General features: G+C 56.2%; 9 protein-coding genes. 2 read left to right on the top strand and 7 right to left on the bottom strand.

The window, feature by feature from the left end; translation table 11 throughout:
• Positions 1–362: 362 nt before the first annotated feature.
• Together ACHH0Z_RS18080 and mdtD are read left to right on the top strand one after the other, a co-directional pair.
• Complete coding sequence (locus tag ACHH0Z_RS18080; protein WP_008503502.1) at positions 363–1,070, top strand: FadR/GntR family transcriptional regulator; 708 nt, start codon at positions 363–365, stop codon at positions 1,068–1,070.
• A complete protein-coding gene (mdtD, locus tag ACHH0Z_RS18075; RefSeq protein WP_045406837.1) occupies positions 1,067–2,500 on the top strand; it encodes a multidrug transporter subunit MdtD in 1,434 nt (477 codons plus the stop codon). Before ACHH0Z_RS18080 ends, mdtD begins: the two co-directional genes overlap by 4 nt.
• Here the strand turns inward: mdtD and rbsR are convergent.
• From rbsR to kup, 7 genes are all read right to left on the bottom strand, one after another.
• On the bottom strand, positions 2,466–3,458 hold the full coding sequence (rbsR, locus tag ACHH0Z_RS18070) for a ribose operon transcriptional repressor RbsR (protein ID WP_102046725.1): 993 nt from the start codon (positions 3,456–3,458) through the stop codon (positions 2,466–2,468). The genes mdtD and rbsR overlap by 35 nt on opposite strands.
• Before the next feature lie 3 nt (positions 3,459–3,461).
• Positions 3,462–4,391, bottom strand: coding sequence for a ribokinase (rbsK, locus tag ACHH0Z_RS18065; RefSeq protein ID WP_008503499.1), 930 nt, complete (start codon positions 4,389–4,391; stop codon positions 3,462–3,464).
• A gap of 106 nt (positions 4,392–4,497) precedes the next feature.
• Positions 4,498–5,388: a ribose ABC transporter substrate-binding protein RbsB gene (gene rbsB / locus ACHH0Z_RS18060; RefSeq protein ID WP_008503498.1), complete on the bottom strand. Its 891-nt coding sequence runs from the start codon at positions 5,386–5,388 to the stop codon at positions 4,498–4,500.
• Between the two features lie 27 nt (positions 5,389–5,415).
• On the bottom strand, positions 5,416–6,381 hold the full coding sequence (gene rbsC / locus ACHH0Z_RS18055) for a ribose ABC transporter permease (protein ID WP_045406841.1): 966 nt from the start codon (positions 6,379–6,381) through the stop codon (positions 5,416–5,418).
• A 4-nt stretch (positions 6,382–6,385) separates the two neighbouring features.
• A complete protein-coding gene (gene rbsA / locus ACHH0Z_RS18050) occupies positions 6,386–7,891 on the bottom strand; it encodes a ribose ABC transporter ATP-binding protein RbsA (protein WP_008503496.1) in 1,506 nt (501 codons plus the stop codon).
• Positions 7,892–7,898: 7 nt separating this feature from the next.
• Positions 7,899–8,318, bottom strand: coding sequence for a D-ribose pyranase (gene rbsD, locus ACHH0Z_RS18045; protein WP_008503495.1), 420 nt, complete (start codon positions 8,316–8,318; stop codon positions 7,899–7,901).
• Positions 8,319–8,534: 216 nt separating this feature from the next.
• A complete protein-coding gene (gene kup / locus ACHH0Z_RS18040) occupies positions 8,535–10,403 on the bottom strand; it encodes a low affinity potassium transporter Kup (RefSeq protein ID WP_021242659.1) in 1,869 nt (622 codons plus the stop codon).
• Positions 10,404–10,438 lie beyond the last annotated feature (35 nt).

Raw genomic sequence — 10,438 nt, 5'->3', positions numbered from 1 at the left:
TCCATGTCACTTTGAGTGCCCACACAGATTGTCTGATAAATTGTTAAAGAGCAGTGCCGCTTCGTTTTCGCTGCGGCGCGGGGTGTGCATATTACGCTTTCCCGCTTCAGAGTCAAGCGTTTATTTTCGCTATTCTCTGCTGACCCGGCGGCGTGTGTGCCGTTGTTCCGTGTCAGTGGAGGCGCATTATAGGGAGTAATTCTGATGTGACAAGAGGAAATTTAAAAAAAGTTTTCATCCGCGTTTTTTTTCACCAATAGAGGTGAAATCAAGCTACAAATTGTTCTATTTGATGTATCTGCAACCACAATCACATTCGCGGTGGCATAATTATCAGCATGAATCTTTAAGGAATAAAAGCGATGCCATTAAGCGCGCAACAGCTGGCCGCCCAAAAAAACCTGTCTTATGTGCTGGCCGAAAAGCTGGCTCAGCGGATTTTAGCGGGTAAATATGCCCCGGGAAGCATCCTGCCGGGTGAAATGGAGCTGGGTGAGCAGTTTGGGGTGAGCCGTACCGCCGTGCGCGAAGCGGTGAAAACCCTGACGGCAAAAGGTATGGTGCTTCCGCGCCCTCGTATTGGCACACGCGTGATGCCACAAAGTAACTGGAATTTTCTCGATCAGGAGCTGCTCTCCTGGTGGATGACGGAAGACAACTTTCATCAGGTTATCGATCACTTTCTGGTAATGCGCAGTAGCCTTGAGCCTCAGGCATGTCTGCTTGCTGCCACGCTTGGAACAGCAGAGCAGAAAGCGCAGCTTAATGCGTTGATGGAAGAGATGGTGTTCCTGAAAAAACACTTCAACCGCGAACGCTGGGTTGAGGTCGATATGGCCTGGCATGAACATATCTATATGATGAGCGCCAATCCGTTCCTCACCTCTTTTGCCTCTTTATTCCATTCGGTGTACCACACTTACTTTACCTCTATTACACAAGACGACGTGGTAAAACTGGAATGGCACCAGGCGATAGTGGATGCCATTCAGGAAAGCGACGGGCAGCGAGCCCTGAGTGCGTGCCAGGCATTGCTGGCAGCGCCAACCCACCAGCAGGTAAATACATGACAAAGAAAAAAGCGCGCAGCATGGCCGGATTGCCGTGGATTGCAGCCATGGCGTTTTTTATGCAGGCACTGGATGCCACCATCCTCAACACCGCGCTTCCCGCTATTGCGCAAAGCCTCAACCGTTCCCCGCTGGCGATGCAGTCCGCCATCATCAGCTATACCCTGACGGTCGCGATGCTGATCCCTGTTAGCGGCTGGCTGGCCGACCGCTTCGGCACCCGCAGAGTTTTCATGCTGGCCGTAACGCTCTTTACGCTCGGTTCACTGGCCTGTGCGCTCTCCTCGTCCTTAACGGAGCTGGTTATCTTCCGCGTATTACAGGGCATTGGCGGCGCGATGATGATGCCCGTGGCGCGCCTTGCCCTGCTGCGAGCCTACCCGCGAAGCGAACTGCTTCCCGTGCTTAACTTCGTCACCATGCCGGGTCTGGTAGGGCCGATACTTGGCCCGGTACTCGGTGGCGTGTTTGTCACCTGGGCAAGCTGGCACTGGATCTTCCTGATTAATATTCCGATTGGCGTAGCGGGGTTGCTGTATGCCCGCAAATATATGCCGAACTTCACCACGCCAAGGCGCAGTTTCGATATGGGCGGCTTCTTCCTGTTTGGCCTGAGCCTGGTGCTCTTCTCCAGCGGGATGGAGCTGTTTGGCGAGAAGATCGTCGCGACGTGGATCGCGCTCTCCGTTATCCTCGCCGGAATTCTGTTGTTCCTTCTTTATATACGTCACGCGCGCCGCCATCCGACGCCGTTAATCTCTCTTGGGCTCTTCAACACCCGAACGTTTTCCGTCGGGATCGCGGGAAACATTGCCTCGCGTCTGGGGACGGGCTGCGTACCGTTCCTGATGCCGCTAATGCTGCAGGTTGGTTTCGGCTATCCGGCACTGATTGCCGGCTGCATGATGGCGCCCACGGCGATGGGCTCGATTCTGGCAAAATCGACCGTGACGCAGGTGCTACGCTGGTTTGGCTATCGCAAAACGCTGGTTGGCGTGACGGTCTTTATCGGTCTGATGATTGCGCAGTTCTCGCTGCAGTCCGCCTCGCTTCCCGTCTGGATGCTGATCCTGCCGCTGTTTGTGCTGGGCATGGCGATGTCGACGCAGTTCACATCGATGAACACCATCACCCTTGCGGATCTGACCGACGAGAACGCCAGTAGCGGCAACAGCGTGCTGGCAGTCACACAGCAGCTGTCGATCAGTTTAGGGGTTGCCGTGAGTGCGGCGGTACTGCGGTTTTATGAAGGTTTCGACAGCGCGAACACCGTCGAGCAGTTCCACTATACCTTTATCACCATGGGCGCACTCACCGTCGTTTCAGCGCTGGTCTTTATGCTGTTAAAACCGAAAGACGGCCGAAACCTGATTAAAGAGCGTCACAAAGAGAAAGCTAAACCGAACCACGTTCCATCAGAACAGGAGTAAGCTGCAGGCGCTGCTGCTGCAGCGTGGGCTGAGCCATTCGGTAGATCAACACATCGATGGCCAGCTCGCCCAGTTCATCCTTCGGCTGATGAATGGTGGTGAGCGGCGGCGTCATATAGCTGGCCAGCTCGATATCATCGTAGCCGATTACCGCCATATCATGGGGAACGCGCAAACCGGCCTGATATAACGCCTGATAGGCGCCAAATGCCATGGCGTCGTTGCCGATAAACACCGCCTGCGGACGCTGCGGTTGCGCCAGCAGCGTCTGCATCGCTTCAAAACCACCGTGAAACTCAAAATCACCGGTAATACGATACCCTTCCGGCACGGAAAGTCCCGCCCGCGCCATCGCGGCGAGATATCCTTCCAGACGCAAACGCGCCGGGGTTTTGTCCAGCGGACCGGTAATACAGGCAATGCGAGTATAGCCTTTATCGATCAAATACTGGGTGGCCATATCGCCCCCCAGCAGAGAGTTATCCTGAATGAGGTCGCTGGTGCCGTCGAACGGCGCCCAGTCCATCATCACCGTGGGAATGGAGGGATAGCGCTGGATAATCTCTTTCGACGGCTGGTGCGTTTCGGTACACAGCAGCAGTAGCCCGTCGACGCGTTTTTGCATCAGCGTTTCCAGGTTTCGGTTCATGCGCTGCTCGTCCCCTTCGGTATTGCACAGCACCAGGCTGTAGCCACGCTCGAAGCAGCTGCGCTCCACGCCGCGAACCAGCTCAGAATAAAAGGGGTTGGTACTGGCGGTGATCAGCATACCGATCGTACGCGTCTGGTTGAGCTTAAGGCTGCGCGCCAGTGCAGACGGCGCATAGTTGAGATCTTTTACTGCCGCTTCGACTTTTTCCCGAATCGCCTCGCTGACGAAGCGATCGTTATTAATGACGTGAGACACCGTCGAGGTAGAAACGCCCGCCAGGCGGGCGACATCTTTCATTGTGGCCAAGCGTTACCCCTGCTGACTTAAGAATTCATCGATCTCTTTACGCCACGGAACGGAAGGCTGAGCGCCCTTGCGCGTCACCGCAATCGCGGCAGCGGCATGCGCGAAGCGGATCGCATCATCCATTTTCTTGCCTTCCAGCAGCGCGGTCACCAGCGCACCATTGAAGGTGTCTCCCGCTGCGATGGTATCAATCGCCTTCACCTTAAAGCCCGGCACGCGACGGCCTTCACCGTTTACGCTTGCCCATACCCCACGGCTGCCCAGGGTGATGATCACGGTTCCGATGCCTTTGTCGTGCAGCGCACGCGCGGCTGTCGCGGCATCGTCATCGTTTTCTACGCGAATGCCCGTCAGCTTTTCGGCTTCGGTTTCGTTCGGCGTGATGATATCCACCAGCGCCAGCAGCTCGTCTGATAATACACGGGCTGGGGCCGGGTTAAGTACGACAGTGGTATGATTTTCATGCGCAATTTTGGCCGCGGCCAGCACGCTTTCAACCGGCGACTCCAGCTGCATCAGCAGGGCCTCGGCGCCGCCAATGATTGCACGTTGCGCTTCCACGCGCTCCGTCGTCAGCGCTGCGTTAGCGCCAGCATGAATACCGATGACATTCTCACCTTCTGCGTTGACGAAAATCAGCGCCACGCCGGTAGATTCCCCTGCAACAACGCTGACCGGTGCGATATCGATGTTGTCGCTCGCCAGCTGCTTGCGTACGCGCTCGCCGGTATCGTCATCACCCGTGCAGGCGATAAACGCAATATTCGCCCCGCTGCGACCGGCAGCGACGGCCTGGTTTGCCCCTTTACCGCCGAATGCGACCTGATACTGGTTGCCCGTGACGGTTTCGCCCGGTGCAGGGAACGATTCAAGGTTAAGAATGTGATCGGCATTGATACTGCCAAGGACGACGAGGTTGCCTGCGGTTTTCATGGTTGGGTTGTCCATCTGAGAGCGCCACCGGTGTTACCCGGTGGCGTATGCCACACTTTTCTTTATTGGTGTCCCTCAGGCCGCCAGTGACGGCCTGATTCGCCTTTTACTGCTTGATAACCAGTTTCAGGTCAACAGGGTATTTAGCCTGAACTTTTTCGCCCTTCAGCACTTTGTCGGCAGTTTCAACGCCAGTCGCGCCAATCTGCTCAGGCAGCTGAGCGATGGTCGCAGCCAGTTTGCCATCGTTTACTGCTTTTTCACCATCCGGCGTGCCGTCAAATCCGACAACCATCACATCAGATTTACCTGCAGTCTGCAGAGCGCGCAGCGCACCCAGCGCCATTTCGTCGTTCTGCGCGAATACCGCCTGCACGTCAGGATGTGCGGTCAGCAGGTTCTGCATGACGTTCAGACCTTTAGTACGGTCGAAGTCTGCCGGCTGGCTGGCCAACACGTTGAATTTGTGCGCTGCAACCGCCTGCTGGAAGCCTTCGCCACGCTCGCGGGCGGCAGACGTACCGGCAATCCCCTGCAGTTCGATGACTTTAGCGCCTTCACCGGCTTTCTTCGCAATGTAGTCACCCGCGATTTTGCCGCCCAGCACGTTGTCAGACGCGATATGGCTCACCACGTCGCCTTTGGTTGCCTGACGGTCCAGGGTAATCACCGGGATTTTCGCCTGGTTTGCCATCTTCACGGCGTTGCCTACGGCATCAGAATCGGTTGGGTTGATCAGCAGAATTTTGGTGCCACGAACGGTTAAGTCCTGAACGTTAGCCAGCTCTTTCGCCGGGTTGTTCTGTGAATCCAGTACCACCAGGTTGTAGCCCAGTTTATCCGCTTCTTTCTGCGCACCGTCCTTCAGGGAGACGAAGAACGGGTTGTTCAGGGTAGAGACAACCAGCGCGATGGTATCTTTCGCCATAGCGTTAGCACTTACGGTTGCGCTCAGCGCGACAGCAGAAACCAGGGTAGCCAGTTTTTTCATGTTCATATCTAAGATGTCCTGTAGTGTCGTCAGTTACTGTTTTTTGTTGTCTACCAGTACCGCCAGCAAAATCACCACTGCCTTAACGATCATCTGGTAATAGGAGGAAACACCTAACAAATTCAAACCATTATTCAGGAAACCGAGAATCAGTGCGCCGATCAATGTCCCAACAATGCGACCTTTACCGCCCGCCAGACTCGTACCGCCCAGAACCACTGCTGCAATAGCATCCAGCTCATACCCCGTACCCGCCGTCGGCTGCGCGGAAGAGAGGCGCGCCACTTCGATGATGCCCGCCAGTGACGCCAGCAGACCGCACAGGGAGTACACGATAACTTTGACTTTATTAACGCTAATCCCGGACAAGTGCGTTGCCGCTTCGTTACCGCCCAGCGCATAGATATAACGACCCAGACGGGTATGGTGCAGCATGTACCACGCCGCCAGGAAGACGATAGCCATGATCCAGACCGGGGTCGGGACACCCAGCGGGCGACCGATACCGAACCAGCCAAACAGATCGGCGTTATCGGTGAAGCCGGTATTGACCGGGCTGCCGTTGGTATACACCATGGTCACACCGCGCAGCAGCAGCATCATCACCAGCGTCGCGATGAACGCCTGAACGCGGCCTTTTGCCACAATCACGCCGGTGACGGCACCAATCGCCGCGCCTGCCGCCAGGGCCGCGGCCACGGCCATCAGCGCGTTGACTTCAATCCCGACCAGCGAAGCGGCGATCGCGCCGGTGAGGGCCAGCAGGGAACCGACGGACAGATCGATCCCTGAGGTCAAAATCACCAGCGTCATGCCGACCGCCATAATGGCGTTCACCGACGTCTGCTGCAGAATGTTGAACAGGTTATTTACGGTGAAGAAATTCGGGCTCATGGTCGACACAATCGCGATCAGCACCAGCAGGGCAATGAGCGATTTTTGTTCCATCAGCCACGCCTTTGTGAAATAGCGGCGACCAGAAACAGCCTGGGTAGTCATCTTCTTACTCCTGATTCACGCGATTAAGCTTGCCCACAGCGGCAGCCATCAGAACTTCCTGGGTGGCCTGCTCGCGAGTGAATTCACCGCCGAGATGCCCTTCATGCATGACGATAATGCGATCGCTCATGCCCAATACTTCTGGCATCTCGGAAGAGACCAGAATGATGCTCAGACCGTCGGCCTTGAACTGGTTAATCAGCTGATAGATCTCTTTCTTCGCCCCCACGTCTACGCCGCGGGTTGGCTCGTCGAGGATCAACACTTTCGGGCGCGTCATCAGCCCGCGCGCAATTGCCACTTTCTGCTGATTCCCGCCGGACAACAGGCCAATCGCCTGCTCCATCGACGGCGTTTTAACATTAAAGAGACGGATAAAATCGCTGACCGCCTGCTGCTCGTCTTTATGCTTCAGGCTGCCGCCGCTGTGGCTGAAATAGCGCAGCGCGGTCAGGGACATGTTCTCTTTTACCGACATGCCCAGCACTAAGCCGTCGCGTTTGCGGTCTTCGGAGATATAGACGATGCCGTTCGCCAGACCATCCTGCGGGGAGCGGGTGACCACTTCATGGCCGTCGAGGGTGACATACCCACTGGTGCGCGGCAGTGCGCCGTACAACACTTTCATCAGCTCGGTACGTCCCGCGCCCATCAGGCCCGCCACGCCCAGGATCTCGCCCTGGCGCAGGGTAAAGGTCACGTCGTTCACACCCGGACCGCAGAGGTTATCCACCTTCAGGCGGATCTCACCCGGCGCTTTATCCAGATGCGGATACTGATCTTCAAGCTTGCGTCCCACCATCATTTCGATGAGCGTATCTTCCGTCAGCGTGGCCACTTGTCGCTCGGCAATAAACTGCCCGTCGCGGAAAACGGTGACGTCATCGCAGATTTCAAAGATCTCTTTCATACGGTGAGAGATATAGACAATCCCGCGCCCCTGCGATTTCAGCTCGCGGATAACGCGGAACAGGGATTCGGTTTCGGTATCGGTCAGGGCGTCTGTCGGTTCATCCATGATGATGACTTTCGACTCGAAGCTCAGCACCTTCGCGATTTCCACCATCTGCTGATCGCCGATGGAGAGATCGCCCACCAGGCGGTCGCTCTTAAAGCGCAAGTTCAGCTTCGCCAGCAGCTTGTCGGCTTCGGCGTACATGGTTTTCCAGTCGATCTTACCGAAGCGATTCACGAACTCACGGCCGAGGAAGATGTTCTCCGCAATGGTGAGCTGCGGGATCAGGTTCAGCTCCTGGTGAATAATGCCGATACCCGCTTCCTGAGAAGATTTCGGGCCAGTGAAGGTGGTTTCTTTACCCAGCCAGAGGAGTGAACCGGCATCGCGTTGATAGATCCCGGTCAGCACTTTCATCATGGTGGATTTGCCGGCGCCGTTTTCGCCCACCAGCGCCATTACGCGCCCGGGGTAAACGTTCAGCGCCGCGCCGGAGAGGGCTTTTACGCCCGGGAACGACTTATCGATCCCTTTGAGTTGCAGTAATGCGTCCATGATGGCCTCAGAAGGTGACGCCAGCACAGAGAATGATATTCGCATACGGGGAACACTCCCCGCTGCGAATCACCGCCTGACTGTCTGCGGTTTGTTGTTTGAATTGTTCGTGCGTTGTGTAACGAATTTCGATGGTGTTTCCCTGGTGTTGTTGCAGCTGCTCAAGATGGCTGAGCAACGTTTCGTGGAGCTGCGGATTATGTTGTTTGATTTCCGCCGCGAGAATAGCCGCCTCAACCTGCATCTCCGCGGTCACTACGTCCAGTACTTGCATAAACGAAGGAACACCCTGCGTTAACGCCATATCAATACGGGTTGTGCTGCGCGGAACCGGTAAGCCTGCATCGCAAACCACCAGCGTATCGGTATGCCCAAGACGGGAAATAACCGACGAGATTTCTGAGTTGAGTACAGTGCCTTTCTTCATTTTCTTGCTCCACTAGCGAAACGTTTCGCTAAAAGAAGTGTAGCCTCAGAAATGTTCAGAAAACCACCATGACGTAACAGATTTGTGATCGACGTCGAAACGTTTCGCTAAGTGAAATATTGATGGGAGAAATTGCCCTGCGGCGCTTCGCTTGCGCGGGCCTACGGGTTTGGTAGGCCGGGTAAGCGTAGTGCCACCCGGCATTTTCGAAAGGACTTAAATCTCGACCTGCGTACCCAGCTCAATCACGCGGTTAGGCGGGATCTCAAACTGGTCAGGCGCACGCAGGGCGTTACGTTGCAGGATGAGATACAGCTTACCGCGCAGGCGCAGGTACCACGGGCGCTTGCCGATGATCAGCGACTCGTGGGACATAAAGAACGACGTCTCCATCATCCGGCAGCTTAAGCCTTCCAGACCGCAGCGGTGGAACACCTCTTCCACGTTTGGCGTTTCACGCCAGCCGTAGCTCGCCACCACGCGCCAGAAGGTCGGGGAGAGCTGCTCAATCTGCACGCGGCGTACGTTGTGAACATATGGCGCATCTTCGGTACGCAGCGTCAGCAGGATCACGCGCTCGTGCAGCACTTTGTTGTGCTTGAGGTTATGCATCAGCGCGAACGGGATCACGTTCAGGGCGCGAGACATGTACACCGCGGTGCCCGGCACGCGGACCGGCGGAGATTTCTCCAGAGAAGCAATCATCGCCTCCAGAGAATTCCCGTGCTCATGCATACGGCGCAGCAGGCGGAAGCGCTCGCTTTTCCATGTGGTCATGACGATGAACATCACCAGACCCAGCGTCAGCGGCAGCCAGCCGCCGGAGACAATTTTGTCGAGGTTCGCGGAGAACAGCGGCACGTCAATGCACAGGAAGCCCACCAGAATCATCGCCACGAGGAACTTATTCCAGTGCCAGTTACGGTATGCCACCGTGGTGGAGAGAAGCGATGTCAGCACCATGGTGCCGGTTACCGCAATACCGTACGCCGCCGCCAGGTTGCTGGAGTGCTCGAAGCTGACGATAACAATCACAACAGCGAAGTAGAGCAGCCAGTTAACGAACGGAATGTAGATCTGGCCCGACTCCATCTCTGAGGTATGAATGATGCGCATCGGTGAGAGATACCCCAGACGCACGGCCTGGCGCGTCAGAGAAAACACGCCGGAAATCACCGCCTGAGAGGCAATGACGGTCGCCAGCGTCGCCAGGATCAGCATCGGCACCAGCGCCCAGTCAGGTGCCAGCAGGAAGAACGGGTTCTTGATCGCTTCCGGATTTTTGAGCAACAGCGCGCCCTGGCCGAAGTAGTTGAGCACCAGCGACGGCAGCACAACCAAAAACCAGGCCACGCGGATAGGCAGCTTTCCGAAGTGACCCATATCCGCATACAGCGCTTCCACACCGGTGATGGAGAGCACGACCGCCCCCAGCGCCACGAAGGAAACTACTTTGTATTCAAGGAAGAAATGCACGGCCCAGTATGGGTTCAGCGCATGCAGCACTTCCGGGTTCGCGATAATGCTGCGTAAACCGAGCGCCGCCAGGATCAGGAACCAGGCCAGCATAATCGGCGCAAACAGTTTTCCCACCAGCCCGGTACCGTGCTTCTGGATCACAAACAGCAGCGTCAACACGATTATCGCCAGCGGGACCACCCACGTATCAAGCTGTGGCGCGATGATCTCCAGCCCCTCTATCGCCGAGAGGACCGAAATCGCGGGCGTGATAACCACCTCTCCATAGAAGAAGCTGCCGCCAATCAGGCCGATAATCACCAGCACGGAGGTCATTCTGGCGGAGGTGTTGCGCCCTGCAAGGGACATCAGGGTCAGGATACCGCCTTCGCCCGCGTTATCAGCGCGCATAACGAAGGAGAGATACTTAACGGAAACGACCAGAATCAGCAGCCAGAAGATGAGGGACAGGAAGCCAAACACGGCATCGCGCTCAACACCAAAGCCAAACTGGCCGGACAAACATTCGCGAAGCGTATAAAGCGGGCTGGTGCCGATATCACCGTAGACAACCCCGATCGCCGCAAGCGTAATTGCGGGTAATGATTGCTTATTATCAGTGCTCATAGACTAGTCTTTTCGTTTAAATAACAAATGTGTTC

Origin of the sequence: Enterobacter cloacae complex sp. 2024EL-00227 (genome assembly GCF_043945315.1) — a bacterium.
In the GTDB taxonomy this organism is placed as follows: domain Bacteria; phylum Pseudomonadota; class Gammaproteobacteria; order Enterobacterales; family Enterobacteriaceae; genus Enterobacter; species Enterobacter roggenkampii.
This window is presented reverse-complemented; position numbering and strand designations above follow the sequence as displayed.